This window comes from Cobetia sp. UCD-24C, assembly GCF_001306765.1.
GTDB lineage: Bacteria > Pseudomonadota > Gammaproteobacteria > Pseudomonadales > Halomonadaceae > Cobetia > Cobetia amphilecti.
The window spans coordinates 190,622-206,105 of sequence record NZ_LJTD01000002.1 but is presented as its reverse complement, the minus strand read 5'-3'; the positions used below and the strand labels follow the sequence as shown (position 1 = coordinate 206,105).

Genomic DNA, 15,484 nt, shown 5'->3' with positions numbered 1-15,484 from the left:
TGACTGGTCGACTCAGAGAATGGCTGGGGAGTCGATCAGTTGGCCTGGTAGCGATGCAGACGATTGCGACGCTCGAACTCATGCACCTGCTGACGCTTGAACTCGATGGTCTGGGCCGTCATCACGCTGTGGTTCTCGTCTTTCAGCTCACCGCCCAGACGACGCACCAGCAGCATGGCGATCTCGACCATGGTCTCGAAGGCGGCAGAGGTGTCGTCCGCGCCCGGCAGCGGCATCAGGAAGGTGACGCCATCCAGCTGGCTGTCCACCATCTCGGCCGGCTTGAAGATGCCCGGCTTGACCACGTTGGCCATCGCGAACTGCAGCGGGCTGTCGTCGTCATCTTCCTCGTGGCGCAGGAACAGCCCCATCTCGGAATGACGCAGACCACAGGCCAGCGAGATACCCAGCACGTCTTCACCACTGAAACCTTCGTCGCCACGCGCCATCACCGAGATGATGATGACTTCACTGGCATCGGCCAGGGTGTCGCGTGCGAGCTGGTCATCGACCTGATTGCGCTCGGCACGCAGCACCAGCGGATGACGATCATCCTCGGGCGCTGTGGCATCGGCAGCAGGCGCGGCGGCCGCTTCCAGTGAAGGTTCCTGGCGCTGGGAAGCACTGCCGGCGACATCGGCTGGCTTGCCAGCGGAGGACGCCTCAGTTCTGGTATCCTGACCTTCCTCGATCTCGGCCATCGGCTCGAGATCATCGGCCTGGGTGGAGGAGACGCTGATGCTGTCGTCCTCGGCGGTGATCTCCGGCTTCTCATGGAAGTCGTCTTCGCGCGCCGTCTCGGCCTGCTCACTGGAAGCGCTGCCGAGCACGGGCTCGCGATGCGCATCGTCGTGCTCATGCTCATCATCACGCCGTGCGCCCAGACTGGCCGTCACGTCGCGCATTGACTGGCTGGCACGTGCACCGAAGGCAGCCGCACGCTCGCCGAAGCCCTTGCGCTCCGGCGCTTCACGACGCTCCATGGGCTGCGCCGGACGACTCGGTTGAGTCACCCGCGAGGCCTTGATGCCGTGCGCATTGTCGAGCACGACATCTTCCTCGTCCTCGGCATGCGTCTCGGAATCGCCAACCACCCGGTAGCCGCCGTTCGGCAGCTCCCAGTTGTCACGTTCTTCCTCTTCTTCCACCGCGGGATTGCCCGCATCGTCGGTGGAATCCTCTGTACCCGCTCGATCCAGTCGGGGTACTCGACGTTGACGTTGGAGCCTGCGCACACCGTCAACGACGATGATTGCGACCAGCACCAACCCCAACAAGATGAGCCACTCTCTCAATTCCATGGGTCATTAGCCTGTTTGCTTGGGCACCATGCACGTGAACAGCATAGCGCGATTGCAGAAAAAGGGGACATTTTTTCGAATGTCAATCCTGTGGTGGTGACCTGCGCAATCGCCCTTCAATTATCCCTGACTGACACTATGACGCAAACTCGTAGTGCTTTCGATCTCTAGATGCAACACGATCTTGCCAACTAGGCCGCCAAGGCGGCCACTGGCTACCGCGCCGGAGGATGACCTCGCCCTCCTGAAGGGCTTTTCCCTCACGCTTCGGCAAGCACGGCAGCTTCTTCTATCCCTACAGAGACAAGGCGCGAGACGCCGGGTTCCTGCATGGTGACACCCATCAGCCGATCTGCCGCTTCCATGGCGATCTTGTTATGGGTGATATAGATGAACTGTACGCTTTCCGACATCTCCTTCACCAGCCTTGCATAGCGTCCGACGTTGGCATCATCCAGCGGTGCATCCACCTCATCGAGCATGCAGAACGGGGCCGGATTGAGCTGGAAGATGGCGAAGACCAGCGCCAGTGCCGTCAGTGCCTTCTCGCCGCCTGACAGCAGGTGAATGGTGGAGTTTTTCTTGCCCGGTGGCCGCGCCATGATCGCGACTCCCGTCTCCAGCAAATCATCACCAGTCAGCGTCAACCATGCGGTTCCGCCCCCGAAGATCTTGGGGAAAAGCGCCTGGATTCCGGCGTTGACCTTGTCGAAGGTGTCCTTGAAGCGCACCCGTGTTTCCTGGTCAATCTTGCGGATGGCACGCTCGAGGGTCTCCAGCGCTTCGCTCAGCTCGGCATGCTGGGCTTCCAGATAGTTGCGACGCTCGGCCTGCTGGTCGTATTCCTCGATGGCCGCCAGGTTGATGGCCCCCAGCCGCTTGATGCGCTCGCCGATCTGCTCGAGGTTGTGGCTCCAGGCCGATTCGGTGGCATTGGGGTCCAGCTCGTCCTCGAGCTGCGTGATCGCAGCCTCGTCATAGCCCAGTTCCACCAGTTGCTCGTCCTGCGCATCGCCCTTGAGGGTCAGCGCCTGCACCTGCATGCGGCCTTCCTCGAGGCGCTGGCGAATCCCCTCGAGATTGCGCTCATGAGTCTGACGCGACTGTTCCGCCTGACGCATCTGCTCGACCAATTCATGAGTCTTGTCACGACAGGCGTTGAGCTTGGTTTCCTGATACAGACGCGTCTCGAGCAGCATCTCGAGCTTTTCGCGCTCTTCTTCCTGCGGCAGTGAGGCTTCTTCGCGGCTGGCCTCGAGCATCTCGATACGCTCGGCGAGCTTCTCGCGCTGCTCGACGGCCCGCATGCGCTGGCCCTGCATGCCGTCACGCTCGGTGGTCAGGCGCTGACGCTCCATATCGAGGCGGTTGACCTGCTCACGCGCGGGCGCCAGCTGGGCACGCAGCCCGGCCAGCGCCTCCTGATGTTCGCGCCGTGAACGCTCCAGCGACTCGCGCGACTGGGCGTTGTTCTCGACCGCCTCCAATGCCTGCTGCCAGCGCTCGCGCGCCTCCTCCAGCGTCAGAGCCTGAGTCTCGCGCGTTTCCGCCAGCTGCTCGAGCTCCTCATCCAGCTCACGAGCGCGGCCATCGACATGCTCCAGGCGGCTGGCGATGCCGGCCTCCTTGAGACTGAGTTCACGCTGGCGCTCGCCCAGCTCGCGCTCTTCGACGCGCAGATGCTCGAGCTGCTGCTCGGCGCCGGCAATCTGTTCGGCGGCTGCGGCCAGACGCGTCTCGATCTCCTCGAGACGCTCATCCAGTGACTCGAGCTCCAGCACGACCTGCTCGAGGCGCGCCCGCTGGGCGATGACGCTATCGGCACGTTCACCGGCTACCTGACGGCGGCTCCAGCCCTGCCCCAACCACAGGCCGTCCGGCGTCAGCACGCTCTCGTGCGCGGCCAGCGATTCACGCCTGGCCCAGGCGGCTGCCTGTGACTCGACACAGTGGATGCTGGCCAGCCAGCCGGCCAAGGTATCCGCGCCGCTCACCTGCGCCGCCAATGTGCCGGCGGGGCGGGCTGCCGCGCTGGACGCCGGCGTGCCATCGACCAGCAACAGCTCGCCGCCGGGCAGCTCATCCATCAGCGTGGCCAGCCGCGACGGTTCGCTCGCCGCCAGGCGCGCCTTGAGGAAGGGGCCCAGTACCCAGGCACTGGCCGATTCCCAGCCCTCGGCGACCTCGAGTCCCTCGGCCAGCGCCGGGGTCTCGGCGAGCCCGTGCTGCTCCAGATGGCTCGCCAGGCTGTCATCGTCGTCACGCAGCGCCGCGTCGATCAGTGCCTCAAGCGATGCCTTCTCGCCCTGCAAGACGTTGCGACGCTGGCGCAGCTGATCGCGCTCTCCATCCAGCGCCAGACGATCGGCCTGGGCCTGCTCACGGGCTTCACTGGCCTGCTCGCGGCGCGACTCCAGCGATTCGCCGCTGAGCGACAATTCATCAAGCTGCTCGCGCAGCTCCTCGCGGGCTTCACGCAGCTCGGCGACATCCGGCAGCTCCGCCAGCTGCTGGCGGCGGCGCTCGCGCTGGCGCTCGGCGTCGGCGATGGCATTCTCGAGCTGCTGGATCTCGCTCTGGGCCCGCTCGGCGCCACGCTGGGATTCGTTGTCGGCCTGACTGAAGCGCTCCCACTCGCTCTGGCTGTCCTGGCGGCGCTCCTCGGCCTCCTCCAATGACAGCTCGAGCCCTTCGAGGGTCTCGCGGGCCAGCTCGAGTTCCGGGGCGATGTCTTCCAGACGCGCATCGATCATCTCGAGGCGCTCACCGTCCTCGCCCTCGACGCGCTGGATCTCGCTCAGCTCACGGCGGGCCATCTCGAGATCCGCCGCCAGCTGCTGCTCACGGGTACGGGCATGCTCGAGGCTCTGCTCGAGGCGCGCGATCTGGGCGCCGGTCTCATAGAAGGCGGCCTGATGGGTTTCCAGCTCACCGGCCAGCTCGTCGTGCTGATAGCGCTGCTCTTCCAGCTGACTCTCGCACTGACGCTGACCGAGAATCTCGCGCTCGACGCCGGTTTCCAGCTCCGCGACGCGTGACTGCTGCTCGCGCTGCTGCGCACGCAGGCCCCGCCGACGCAGCACGGCCAGCTCGCCCTTGAGGCGGTATTCATCCTGCTTGAGGGTCTGATAGCGCTTGGCGGCCTCGGCCTGACGCTTGAGGCGCTCGAGCTGCTTGTCGAGCTCCTCACGCAGGTCATCCAGGCGCTCCATGTTCTCCTGGGTGCGCTTCATGCGGTTCTCGGTCTCGCGGCGGCGCTCCTTGTACTTGGAGATGCCCGCGGCTTCCTCGAGGGTGCTGCGCAGGTCATCCGGGCGCGCCTCGATCAGCTGCGAGATCATGCCCTGACCGATGATGGAGTAGGAGCGCGGCCCGAGGCCGGTACCGAGGAAGACGTCGGCGATATCACGCCGGCGACATTTCTGGCCATTGAGGAAGTAGCCGGACTGGCCATCGCGCGTCACCAGACGCTTGACCGCTATCTCGGCGTACTCGGACCAGGCGCCACCGAGGCTGCCATCGGCATTGTCGAAGGTCAGCTCGATGGAGGCCTGCCCCACCGGCTTGCGCCCGGTGGAGCCATTGAAGATGACATCCGTCATCGACTCGCCGCGCAGATTCTTGGCGCTGGACTCGCCCATCACCCAGCGCACAGCATCGATGACGTTCGATTTCCCGCAGCCGTTGGGGCCGAGAATCGCCGTCATGTTGCTGTCGAAGGGCACGGTGACCGGATCGACGAAGGATTTGAAGCCGACCAGCTTGATCGATTTGAGCCGCATTGCGCCTGGCGCGTCCTTGAGTCTGGAGAAAGAAGGTCTGAAGAAATAAGTTCTGAAGAAAGAAGCTCTGACGCAGGAAAACCTGAAATACCGCGGCGTCGCAGGCCTTTCAATAAGGGCCCGCACCGCCGCAAGGTAAACATGTCCTTACGACGAGACAGCCGGTCATCGAGGGTATTTTCGAAAAACCAGCGCGCAGTCTACCCAAAAGCGGCGATGGCCCCAACCGGCGCAATGACAAACGAAGCCGTCATCGCGCGGGCCAGGGGCCAATCGCGACTTACTGAGTGACGCGGTGATCGATGCGCAGTGCCAGCGGCGCCTGTGATGCATCAGTGCCCTTCTCGTCATCGTCATCGGCACTGCGGGTGACGATGACATTCTCGAGCTTGCCTTCGAGATCCCCCGGCTGGGCAGTCGGCTGCCCAGAGGCAGAGATACGCGCCACGAGCGTGACGCGCTCGGCCATCGAGAGCCGCGCCATCGGGGCCATGGCGTTGTCGTCCGACAGAGTGAGCGTCAGCGGCAGCTTGTCCGCGGTGGTGCGCACCACTGCCAGCGGCGGCAGCTTGCCTTCGCCATCGCGCGCCACGATGAACAGGGTCGCCGCTTCGGCGCTGACCGGCAGCGCCGCCAGCTGCGCCTCGAGCGCCGGGTCCAGTGACACCTTGAGCGTCAGACGTGCGGCGCCCTCCTTGCTGTCCTGATCAGCCGCAGTGCTCTGAGCCGCCGAGCCTTGGTCTGGCGCGACCGAGTTGGCCAGGGCGACCGAGGCATCGACATCACCGGCACTGGCCATGCGCTGGCGTGCGGCCTTGATGCCTTCGCGCAGCGCCTTGGCGGCATCGGGATTCTCGAAGCCGGCAATCGCCTTGCGCCAGTAATCGATGGCCTCGGAATAGCGGGCATGATCGAAGGCCTCGATCCCGAGCAGGCCGAGTACCGTCGGCTGACGCGGATCGGCCGCCAGCACTTCATCGACCAGTGCCTGGACCTCATCAGTCAGGGTGCGTTGGGCGGCGAAGAACTTGAGCTGCGCCAGCTGCGCGATCAGCGCAGGCACGCGACCCTCGAGCGCGATCAACGCCTCGAGCGACTGCATGGCCTCATCGAGACGTCCGGCATCGCGGTAGAGCGGGAACAGCGCCATCCACACCTTGGCGTTGTCGGGCTGGGCCTCGGCCTCAGCGCGCAGCCGGGCGATGCGCGCCTCGAAGCTGGCAGCATCGTGGATCGGCGTGGCGGCAATCGCCTGCGCCAGCGCCAGGTCCCCGCTCGCGCCTTCGCGCTGATACCAGTAGAGCGAGCCCGCCACCATCGCCACCAGCAACACGGGCACCAGCACACGGCCACTGCTGGCCGCCTTGAGTGGGGAGCGCTTGAGGGATTCGGCATCTTCCAGCAGGCTGCGTTCCAGCTCGACCCGCCCTTCCGCCAGCGCCGTGTCATCCAGCTCGCCGCGCGCATGGCCGCGCTCCAGCGAGGCCAGTCGACGCCGATAGACACGCACGTTCTCGGCGCCGAGGCTGTCGTTGTCCTCGAACGCCTGCTGATCGGCATGCACGCGACGCGCCCGCAGCAACGGCAGCAACAGCAGCCAGCCGGCGGGAATCAACAGCACGGCAATCGCCAGCCATAACAGGATCATGAGCGCTCCTTGGCAGTGTGTTGCCCAGCGCCGGGCTGCTCATCGCCGGACTGGCGGTGCGTGGCCAGCAATGCCGACAGGCGCGCCTGCTCATCATCATCCAGCGCACGCACTCGCGCACGTCGCCGGGCGCGCACGATCAGGGTCACGACCAGCAAGCCGAGCAGAATCAGGGCGGCCGGGCCGCCCCACAGTAGCCAGGTGCGCCCATCGAGGCGCGGGTTGTAGAGCACGTACTCGCCGAAGCGCGCGACCATGAAATTCTGGATCTCGCTGTCACTGCGGCCGTCCTTGAGCAGGTCCGCCACGTTCTGGCGCATGTCACCGGCGATGGGGGAGTCCGAGTCACCGATCGCCTGGTTCTGACACTTGGGGCAGCGCAGCGCGGCGGTCAGGCTGTCGTAGCGCTTCTGCAGCACCGGATTGTCGAACTGATGCATCTCGATGGCGGCATGCGCCTTGCCGGCAGACAGCCAGGCAAGAAACATCAGCACCACCAGCGCCTGCACCAGCGGGATGGCGAAACTCCTGAGCACGGACTTCATGAGCTGGCCTCCTCATCGGGCGTGCTGGCGGCGTCAGTCGCAGGCTCCGCGATGCGCTCCAGCGTCGGCAGGATGACGTCGCGGACATCTTCGGGCCGGATGTAGCCGGTGTGGTGATAGCGGATCACACCCTCGGCATCGACCAGGAAGGTTTCCGGTGCCCCATAGACGCCGAGATCAAAGCCCAGCGAGCCCTCGGGGTCGAACAGATTGACGCTGAACGGGTTGCCGAATTCCTCCAGGAACTGGCGGCCCTTGGCGCGGGTGTCCTTGTAGTCGACGCCGACCATGTGCACGCCGCGGCTGGCGAGATCCAGCAGCTGCGGCATCTCGTGCTTGCAGGTCGGGCACCACTCGCCCCAGACATTGACGAGGCTGACCTGCCCCTTGAGCAGCGAGGCATCGAGGCGCGCCTGCGGATCACTCAAGGTGCTGAGCGAGAATTCGGGGAAGGGCCGCGACAGCAGCGCGGAGTCCCGTGCATAGGGGTCATCATCGAGGCGCTGGTAGAGGAAGGCACCCAGCCCCACCACGACCACCAGCGGCACGAACAGCACCAGACGACGAACATTCATGGGCGAGCCTCCTGTGTGGCGAGGGAGCGGGTGTCAGAGGCCGTGCTGGCCTCGACACGGCGGCGATAACGGCGATCCAGCACGGCGATCACACCGCCCGCCCCCATCAGCAGGGCGCCCAGCCACAGCCAGCGCACGAAGGGTTTGACCTGGATGCGTACCGCCCAGCTGTCGTCATCCAGCTTCTCGCCCATGGCGACGTAGAGGTCACGCGTGAAGCCGGCATCGAGCGCGGTCTCGGTCATCGGCATGCCGCTGGCCAGGAACAGACGCTTCTCGGGATGCAGTGTCGTCACGGGGTCACCATCTCGGCTGACTTCCACCGTGGCGCGGTCCGACAGGTAGTTGGGGCCGCGATATTCACCAAGTTCGGTCATGCGGAACTGATAGCCGCCCACGCTGACTTCCTTGCCCTGCACCATGCGCACGTTCTCGGCGACCTCGGTATTGGAGACCAGCGTCACGCCGACGATGGTCACCGCCAGCCCCAGATGCGCCAGCTGCATGCCCCAGTAGCTGGGCGTGAGGCGCTTGAGCCCCGCCCAGCGACCCGCCTTCGAGGCACTCTTGTCCCACAGGTCGCGCAGCAGCGGCAGCACCACCCACAGCGCGATGACCAGCCCGAGCGCCACCGAGAAGCTCCACTCGATATCCAGCGTCAGCGGCAGCAGACCGCCGATGACGAGTGCCGCGCTGCCGGCCAGCGCCAGACGACGCGTAAGCTCGCGCCCCGGCATCTGCTTCCAGCGCGAGGCCGGCCCGAGGCCCATGAAGGCGCACAGCAGCGTGGTCAGCGGCACGAACAGCGCATTGAAGTACGGCGGGCCCACCGAGATCTTGCCCAGCCCCAGCGAATCCAGCACCAGCGGATAGAGGGTGCCCAGCAGCACGGTGACCATCATCACCAGCAGCACGAGATTGTTGACCAGCAGGAAGGCATCCCGCGACAGCCAGTGAAAGCCCAGCGTCGAACGCACGCGCGGTGCACGCAGCGCGAACAGCAGCAGCGAGCCACCGACGGTAATGCCGAGCAGTACGAGAATGAACAGCCCGCGATCGGGGTCACTGGCGAAGGCGTGCACCGAGGTCAGCACGCCGGAGCGCACCAGGAAGGTGCCCAGCAGTGACAGCGAGAAGGCGAAGATCGACAGCAGCACCGTCCAGCTCTTGAAGGCACCGCGCTTCTCGGTGACCGCCAGCGAGTGGATCAGGGCGGTACCGGCCAACCACGGCATCAAGGAGGCGTTCTCCACCGGGTCCCAGAACCACCAGCCGCCCCAGCCGAGCTCGTAGTAGGCCCACCAGCTGCCCAGCGCGATGCCGACGGTGAGGAAGGCCCAGGCGATATTGGTCCAGGGGCGCGCCCAGCGTGCCCAGGCGGCATCGAGACGCCCGCCCATCAGTGCCGCCATCGCGAATGCGAACGCCACCGAGAAGCCCACATAGCCCATGTAGAGCATCGGCGGATGGATGATCAGCCCGATGTCCTGCAGCAGCGGATTGAGGTCCGCGCCGTCAGCCGGCATGTCCGGCAGCAGGCGTGCGAAGGGATTGGAGGTCAGCAGCACGAAGGCCATGAAGCCGGTGGAGATCAGCCCCATGATGCCCAGCACCCGTGCCAGCATGTCGCGCGGCAGATGGCGCGCGCCCAGCGAGACGGCAAAGCCCCAGCCGGCCAGTATCAGGCTCCACAGCAGCACCGAGCCCTCGTGGCTGCCCCACACGGCGCTGAACTTGAAGTACCACGGCAGCTGACTGTTTGAGTTGTTGGCGATGTAGGCGACGCTGAAATCATCCAGTAGGAAGCTCGCGGTCAGGCAGGCATAGGCGATCAGCACGAACAGGAACTGCCCCCAGGCCATCGGCTGGGCGAAGCTCATCCACAGCGGACGGCGCGTACTGGCCCCCGCCAGCGGTACGACCGCCTGCACACAGGCCAGACAGGCGCCCAGAATCAGCGCGAAGTGGCCGATTTCCGGCAACAGTTGCGTCACCATCACGGGGTCTCCTGCGGATCGAGCGCGGCCTTGGCTGCGCTGCTGTCGCTAGTCAGGTTGCCCGTCCTGTTACCAGACACATCACGCCCGGAGGCCTTGAGTGCATCGGTCACCTCCGGCGGCATGTACTTCTCGTCATGCTTGGCCAGCACCTCGCTGGCCTCGAGATACTCACCATCGAAGGTGCCCATCACCACCACGCCCTGCCTTTCACGGAACAGGTCCGGCAGGATGCCCTGATAATGCACCGTCACGTCATGATCGAAATCCGTGACGGTGAAGATGGCATCCAGCGTCTCGTTGTCGCGCCTGACACTGCCATCACGCACCATGCCGCCCGCACGGATCTGCCGCCCCTGGGGCGCTTCGCCGGTGGCGATCTGCGTCGGGGTATAGAAGGCGTTGATGTTGGCGCGCAGGGCATAGAGGGTCAGGCCCACCGCGAGGGCGGCCAGCAGCACGATGGCCGTGACGATATACAGGCGCTGCTTGCGTTTGGGAGTCATGGTCAGGGCTCGATCAGGGCAAGGGACGGTCAAGCCTCTCGCGGTCAGCGGGACAACCGCCGCGGGAGGGAGAAAACAGGTTCAATCACGAGAGGTGTGGCGCGAAGCCTGATGTGACGAACGATGCGAAGCGCGGTGTGAAGCAGGGTGCGAAGAATGACGGGAAGCGTCACGGCGCAGGCGGCGACGGATATCCGCCTCCAGCGCGCGACGCGACAACCGCGTGGCGATCACCAGCCCCACCAGACACGCCGCCGTCAGCCCCCAGGCCGACCACACATACAGCGCATGGCCGCCCATGGCGAAGAACTCGCTGACACTCGAGAAGGCGATGCTCGGCAGATTCATGGCTTGTCCCCTTCTGACGCGACCACCGCAGCATCGGGGCGCGCACGCGAAGACGGACTCAGCAGATCACGCACCCATTGCTTGCGACTCTCGCGCCTCAGCACCTCGACCCGCGTGCGCATCAGCACCAGCGCGCCGAACAGGGCGTAGAAGCCGATCACCATCATCAGCAAGGGGATCCACATGCTGGCCGGCATCGGCGGCGCTTCGCTGAGCGTGAAGGTGGCCGGTTGATGCAGTGTGCTCCACCAGTCCACCGAATACTTGATGATCGGGATGTTGACCATGCCGACCAGCGCCAGGATCGAGGCCGCGCGCGAACCGCTGTCACGGCTGGCGAAGGAGCCACGCAGCACGATCACGCCCAGATACAGGAACAGCTGGATCAGCATCGAGGTCAGCCGGGCATCCCAGATCCACCAGGTGCCCCAGGTGGGGATGCCCCACACCGAGCCGGAAAACAGCGCCAGCGCCGTCATCAGCGCACCGACGGGCGCGGCGGCCGTGGCGACCATGTCCGCCAGCTTGATCTTCCACACCAGGAAGATGAGCGCGCACACCGCCAGCAGCATGAAGCACGACTGGGCGAGAATCGCCGCCGGCACATGCACATAGATGATGCGGAAGCTGTTGCCCTGCTGGTAGTCGGCGGGCGCGAAGGCCAGCCCCCAGACACTGCCGGCCACCAGCGCGATGATGGCCAGGGCCCAGAACCATGGCAGCCAGCGCTGGCTGGCCGCGAAGAAGGTCGCCGGTGCGCCCATGCGATGCAGCCACGGCCATAGCCCGCCCTTGCGGGGGCGAACCTTGCGGGCAGGCGCTTGAGGAGAGTCGGAGTCGGCGGTCACACGGGCCTCTTGTCAGGGGCAATGAAGAGCCTTGCGAATGCCCGAGAATGCTCGGGCAGCGTCATGCAGTTCTTGATCGGGCTAGCCATTGATGCTCAGCCTGAGTCCGGCGGCGATGGCGAGCGGTGCCAGCAGCAGGGCCAGCGCCAGCATCGCGCCCAGAATGGCCAGATGGGCCAGGCTGGGCATGCCGTTGACGGCGCTCTGTACGGCGCCGGCGCCGAAGATCAGCACCGGAATGTACAGCGGCAGGATGATCAGCGAGAGCAGCACTCCGCCGCGCCGCAGCCCCACCGTGAGCGCCGCACCGATCGCGCCGATCAATGACAGGCTCATGCTGCCCAGCGCCAGCGAGGCGATCAACACGCCAAAGGCGCCGCTCGGCAGCCCCAGCATCACGCCCAGCAAGGGTGCCATCAGCGCCAGCGGCAGGCCGGTCAGCAGCCAGTGGCCCGCCACCTTGGCCAGCACCAGCAACGGCAATGGCTGCGGCGTCAGCAACAGTTGCTCGAGGCTGCCGTCCTCCAGATCCTGCCGGAACAGACCGTCCAGTGACAGCAGCGTCGCCAGCAATGCCGCCACCCACAGCAGGCCCGGTGCCAGCGTCGCCAGCAGCGCCTTGTCCGGGGAGATGCCCAACGGAAACAGCGTGATCACCAGGGCGAAGAACACCAGAGGATTGATCAGCTCACTGCGTCGGCGCAGCGCCTGACGCAGATCGCGCGCGAGGGTCGCCTTGAAGGCACCGGCCAGCGAGCTGATGGGCGGGGCCTCGGGCAATGCCGTCAGCAGCTCATGGTTCATGCCGAGGCGCCTTGTGTCGAGGCTGTGTCTTTCCCGCCCACGCCCTGCTCTGAACCCTGTTCTAGCCCCTGCTCTGATCCCTGTTCGGCCTTCACCCTTTCCTTCGCGCCCAGGCACAGGCGGCGCAAGCGCGAGGCCTGCGAGAAGCGATGATGAGTCGTCATCACCACGCTGCCCCCACGCTGGGCGTGAGCCAGCAGCAATGCTTCCAGCGCCTGAACGCCGTCGCGATCGATGGCGGTGAAGGGCTCATCGAGCACCCACAGCCGGCGTGGCGTCAGATGCAGCCGCGCCAGCGCGATACGTCGCTGCTGACCGGCGGACAGCTGCTGGGCAGGCACATCCTCGAAACCGGCCAGCCCCACGGCATCCAGCGCCGCCCAGGCAAGCTCGCTGCGGGCTTCTGACTTCGCCTGCGGTTGACCGCCAAGCGCCTGATACCAGGCAAGGTTTTCCAATGCGGTCAGGGTGCCCTTGATGCCGGGCTGGTGACCCAGATAGAGCAGTGAGCCCAGAAAGTCGTCACGCACCCGCGAGGTGGGCTGGCCGCGCCACAGCACCTCGCCCTCGTAGTCATGGAACTGCCCGGACAGAATCTTGAGCAGGGTGGTCTTGCCACTGCCATTGGGGCCCACGACCTGCAGGATCTCTCCCGCATGCAGCGAAAGATCCAGCCCCTCGAACAGCCAGCGCTCATCACGCTCACAGCCGAGCGCCACGACCGCCAACAGAGGCGGCGCGCTACAGACTTCATCGCTGGCAGGCTGACTGGGCATCCCGGATTCTCGCGGCTGAGCCGTCGCGGAGTGCGACATCAAGGGCAGACCCCGTGGGGTCACTGCGAGCCATTCTACGAGCTGAGGTCGACACTGACCACCGAGCAGCCGATCGCCTGGCCTCGCAGCCCCGCCATGACGGGCAGTCAAGCACCCGAGAAATATATCAGCGACATGTGGTGCACATTCATACGACACACTTTCGCTGGATTGGCGCTGGTCGATCCGCTCACCTCTTGCCACTTCGCGAGAGCTTGCTATGATGCAGACACTGTATACAAAAACAGTATCCATACAGTACCTTCATCACACGCCTGCCGAGTGCAGGCACAGACTGATCGGGTCGGCTCAACGCGTTGTCAGCATGTTCGCGGAGCCTAGCAGGCGACAGATGAACTCAGCCTGACGACCCTCCACGCTGCACCGCAGGCCGACGCACCATCCGCGCCGACCGCACGGCATCAGGGGATAGCTCATGTCACGTCTTCACGCTCCGCACTACCTTCAGCGTCTTCACAACCTGCCGCTCAATGACCAGGCCTGGCAGGAAATCACCGCCAGCGACATGATGGATATCCCGCTGCTCGGCAACATCACCGCCGGCATGCCCATCGAAGCCATCGCCGACTGCGGTACGGTTGCCGTGCCGACGCGCATGGTGCGCCGCAATACCTACGCCCTGCGCGTGCGCGGCCATTCGATGATCAACTGCAATATCCATGATGGCGACATCATCATCATCGAACGCAGCGAAAGCGCCGAGAACGGCGAGACCGCCGTGGTGATGATCAACCAGCAGGAAGTGACACTGAAGAAGCTGTATATCGAGAAAACCGGCGTGCGCCTGCAACCGGCCAACGACAGCATGGCCCCCATCTATCTCAAGAATGCCGATATCGAAGTGCTGGGCATGGTCATGGGCGTGGTGCGCGGCAATGCCGTCACTCACTGAGGGCGGCGCTTTGGTAAGATGGTGCCATGACCTATCTGATACCGGCACTGGCGCCCGAGGCGCACCATGAACACAGCATCGAGATCGAGAAGAGCCGCTTCATCGCCTGGCTGGCCCATGCCCCGACGCCAGAAGGCATGACGCGGCTGCTGGCTCAGGCGCATCTCGCCCACCCCAACGCACGCCATCACTGCACGGCGTTCATCGCCGGGGCACCCAATGAGCAGAATGCCATCGGCTTCTCCGATGATGGCGAGCCGGGCGGCACTGCTGGCAGGCCGATGTATCAGGTGCTCGAAGGCAGTGGCGTCGGCCAGGTGGCCTGCGTGGTGATCCGCTACTTCGGCGGCATCAAGCTGGGCACCGGCGGCCTGGCGCGGGCATACAGCCGCGCGGTGCTCGAGGCGCTCGAGCACCTGCCCACCACGACCTTCACGCCGCGCACGCCCAGGCGTCTGAAAGTCGGCTTCGCCCATGAGGCCGATGTTCGCCACTGGTTGAGCGGCTACGATGTGCCGGTGGATGCCAGCGAATATGGTGCCGATGGCGTGGTGTTGACGGCGGGCTGGCCGCAAGGCGGCACCCAGCCGCCGCTGGAAGAACTGCATGCGCGCCTCAAGGGAGCGCTGGAAGTGCTCGACTCCCGCGACTGATCTGCACCAGCGACTGACCGACGCCAGCGCCTCCCTTTGGTTCTCCACAAACACGAACGCCATCGCCGCCCGGACAAGGGGCGGCGATGGCGTTCGTGTTTTCACTTCTCTCAGCGGAACTGCAGGGCTTCCACCTGATTGGCGATGGCTGCCTTGGCCTCGGCCAGCGAGGCGGCCCTGGACTCATCGCCCATGCTGAGGCCTTCGGCATACACGAAGTGCTGATCCGTGATGCCCATCAGCCCGAGCATGGATTTCAGATGTGGTGTCTGGGAGTCCATTTCAGTGCCCGCGTACATGCCGCCACGCGCCGCCAGTACCAGCGCCTGCTTGCCTTCCAGCAGGCCCACCGGCCCTTTCTCGGTATAGCGGAAGGTCTCTCCGGCACGCAGCACCCGGTCGAACCACGCCTTCATCTGCGTCGGCAAGCCCAGATTGTAGAGCGGTGCCGCAACGACCAGCAGGTCTGTCGCTCTCAGCTCGGCCAGAAAGCCATCGGACAGTGCGGCGAGCTTGCGTTGCTCGGCGCTACGCTCATCCGCCGGCGTCATCCAGGCCTGCATTTCCGCGCCATCGAGATGCGGCAGGTCACGCTCGACCAGATCATGATGCGTCAGCTGAAATGGCTGCCCGGAGGCCTCGAGCGCACTGACGAAGGATGAGGCCAGCGCACGTGAATTGCCCTTGTCGGCGAACAGGGAAGCAGACACCAGCAGGACATTGAGCGAAGCTTTTGACATGTGGAGGGT

The 15,484-nt window shown here is 65.2% G+C and carries 14 protein-coding genes; 2 read left to right on the top strand and 12 right to left on the bottom strand.

Annotated elements, in window-relative coordinates:
• Positions 1-35: 35 nt before the first annotated feature.
• The 11 genes from AOG28_RS03255 to ccmA all read right to left on the bottom strand — a co-directional run bounded on the left by AOG28_RS03255 (position 36) and on the right by ccmA (position 13,130).
• A complete protein-coding gene (locus tag AOG28_RS03255; protein WP_054555303.1) occupies positions 36-1,148 on the bottom strand; it encodes a cell division protein ZipA C-terminal FtsZ-binding domain-containing protein in 1,113 nt (370 codons plus the stop codon).
• A 413-nt stretch (positions 1,149-1,561) separates the two neighbouring features.
• Positions 1,562-5,083, bottom strand: coding sequence for a chromosome segregation protein SMC (smc, locus tag AOG28_RS03250; protein WP_054555302.1), 3,522 nt, complete (start codon positions 5,081-5,083; stop codon positions 1,562-1,564).
• A gap of 280 nt (positions 5,084-5,363) precedes the next feature.
• On the bottom strand, positions 5,364-6,731 hold the full coding sequence (ccmI, locus tag AOG28_RS03245; protein WP_054555301.1) for a c-type cytochrome biogenesis protein CcmI: 1,368 nt from the start codon (positions 6,729-6,731) through the stop codon (positions 5,364-5,366).
• A complete protein-coding gene (locus AOG28_RS03240) occupies positions 6,728-7,276 on the bottom strand; it encodes a cytochrome c-type biogenesis protein (protein WP_054555300.1) in 549 nt (182 codons plus the stop codon). Before AOG28_RS03240 ends, ccmI begins: the two co-directional genes overlap by 4 nt.
• A complete protein-coding gene (locus AOG28_RS03235; RefSeq protein ID WP_054555299.1) occupies positions 7,273-7,851 on the bottom strand; it encodes a DsbE family thiol:disulfide interchange protein in 579 nt (192 codons plus the stop codon). Before AOG28_RS03235 ends, AOG28_RS03240 begins: the two co-directional genes overlap by 4 nt.
• A complete protein-coding gene (locus tag AOG28_RS03230) occupies positions 7,848-9,848 on the bottom strand; it encodes a heme lyase CcmF/NrfE family subunit (RefSeq protein WP_054555298.1) in 2,001 nt (666 codons plus the stop codon). The genes AOG28_RS03235 and AOG28_RS03230 overlap by 4 nt, the downstream gene beginning before the upstream one ends.
• The gene (gene ccmE, locus AOG28_RS03225; RefSeq protein WP_082388193.1) at positions 9,848-10,354 is read right to left on the bottom strand and encodes a cytochrome c maturation protein CcmE; all 507 of its coding nucleotides are present in this window, start codon (positions 10,352-10,354) and stop codon (positions 9,848-9,850) included. The genes AOG28_RS03230 and ccmE overlap by 1 nt, the downstream gene beginning before the upstream one ends.
• 81 nt (positions 10,355-10,435) lie before the next feature.
• Positions 10,436-10,702 carry a heme exporter protein CcmD gene (gene ccmD / locus AOG28_RS03220; protein WP_235506928.1) on the bottom strand — a complete coding sequence of 89 codons (267 nt, stop codon included), beginning with the start codon at positions 10,700-10,702 and terminating at the stop codon, positions 10,436-10,438.
• Positions 10,699-11,466 carry a heme ABC transporter permease gene (locus tag AOG28_RS03215; protein WP_054555426.1) on the bottom strand — a complete coding sequence of 256 codons (768 nt, stop codon included), beginning with the start codon at positions 11,464-11,466 and terminating at the stop codon, positions 10,699-10,701. Before AOG28_RS03215 ends, ccmD begins: the two co-directional genes overlap by 4 nt.
• A gap of 165 nt (positions 11,467-11,631) precedes the next feature.
• Positions 11,632-12,354, bottom strand: coding sequence for a heme exporter protein CcmB (gene ccmB / locus AOG28_RS03210; RefSeq protein ID WP_054555297.1), 723 nt, complete (start codon positions 12,352-12,354; stop codon positions 11,632-11,634).
• Positions 12,351-13,130 carry a cytochrome c biogenesis heme-transporting ATPase CcmA gene (ccmA, locus tag AOG28_RS03205; protein WP_082388192.1) on the bottom strand — a complete coding sequence of 260 codons (780 nt, stop codon included), beginning with the start codon at positions 13,128-13,130 and terminating at the stop codon, positions 12,351-12,353. Before ccmA ends, ccmB begins: the two co-directional genes overlap by 4 nt.
• A gap of 475 nt (positions 13,131-13,605) precedes the next feature.
• Here ccmA and AOG28_RS03200 point away from each other — a divergent pair, with 475 nt between their 5' ends.
• On the top strand, positions 13,606-14,082 hold the full coding sequence (locus AOG28_RS03200) for a LexA family protein (RefSeq protein ID WP_043333703.1): 477 nt from the start codon (positions 13,606-13,608) through the stop codon (positions 14,080-14,082).
• Between the two features lie 26 nt (positions 14,083-14,108).
• Positions 14,109-14,735 (top strand): IMPACT family protein, encoded by a 627-nt coding sequence (locus tag AOG28_RS03195; protein ID WP_054555296.1) that lies wholly within the window; start codon positions 14,109-14,111, stop codon positions 14,733-14,735.
• Positions 14,736-14,845: 110 nt separating this feature from the next.
• On the opposite strand, the gene AOG28_RS03190 is transcribed toward AOG28_RS03195, so the two are convergent.
• Positions 14,846-15,475 carry an FMN-dependent NADH-azoreductase gene (locus AOG28_RS03190; RefSeq protein ID WP_152965316.1) on the bottom strand — a complete coding sequence of 210 codons (630 nt, stop codon included), beginning with the start codon at positions 15,473-15,475 and terminating at the stop codon, positions 14,846-14,848.
• Positions 15,476-15,484 lie beyond the last annotated feature (9 nt).

Excerpts from the sequence above, each read along its gene's own strand:
- smc (WP_054555302.1), bottom strand. The coding sequence starts at position 5,083 with ATGCGGCTCAAATCGATCAAGCTGGTCGGCTTCAAATCCTTCGTCGAT.
- ccmI (WP_054555301.1), bottom strand. The coding sequence starts at position 6,731 with ATGATCCTGTTATGGCTGGCGATTGCCGTGCTGTTGATTCCCGCCGGC.
- AOG28_RS03240 (WP_054555300.1), bottom strand. The coding sequence starts at position 7,276 with ATGAAGTCCGTGCTCAGGAGTTTCGCCATCCCGCTGGTGCAGGCGCTG.
- AOG28_RS03235 (WP_054555299.1), bottom strand. The coding sequence starts at position 7,851 with ATGAATGTTCGTCGTCTGGTGCTGTTCGTGCCGCTGGTGGTCGTGGTG.
- AOG28_RS03230 (WP_054555298.1), bottom strand. The coding sequence starts at position 9,848 with ATGGTGACGCAACTGTTGCCGGAAATCGGCCACTTCGCGCTGATTCTG.
- ccmE (WP_082388193.1), bottom strand. The coding sequence starts at position 10,354 with ATGACTCCCAAACGCAAGCAGCGCCTGTATATCGTCACGGCCATCGTG.
- ccmD (WP_235506928.1), bottom strand. The coding sequence starts at position 10,702 with ATGAATCTGCCGAGCATCGCCTTCTCGAGTGTCAGCGAGTTCTTCGCC.
- AOG28_RS03215 (WP_054555426.1), bottom strand. The coding sequence starts at position 11,466 with ATGGGCGCACCGGCGACCTTCTTCGCGGCCAGCCAGCGCTGGCTGCCA.
- ccmB (WP_054555297.1), bottom strand. The coding sequence starts at position 12,354 with ATGAACCATGAGCTGCTGACGGCATTGCCCGAGGCCCCGCCCATCAGC.
- ccmA (WP_082388192.1), bottom strand. The coding sequence starts at position 13,130 with ATGCCCAGTCAGCCTGCCAGCGATGAAGTCTGTAGCGCGCCGCCTCTG.
- AOG28_RS03200 (WP_043333703.1), top strand. The coding sequence starts at position 13,606 with ATGTCACGTCTTCACGCTCCGCACTACCTTCAGCGTCTTCACAACCTG.
- AOG28_RS03195 (WP_054555296.1), top strand. The coding sequence starts at position 14,109 with ATGACCTATCTGATACCGGCACTGGCGCCCGAGGCGCACCATGAACAC.
- AOG28_RS03190 (WP_152965316.1), bottom strand. The coding sequence starts at position 15,475 with ATGTCAAAAGCTTCGCTCAATGTCCTGCTGGTGTCTGCTTCCCTGTTC.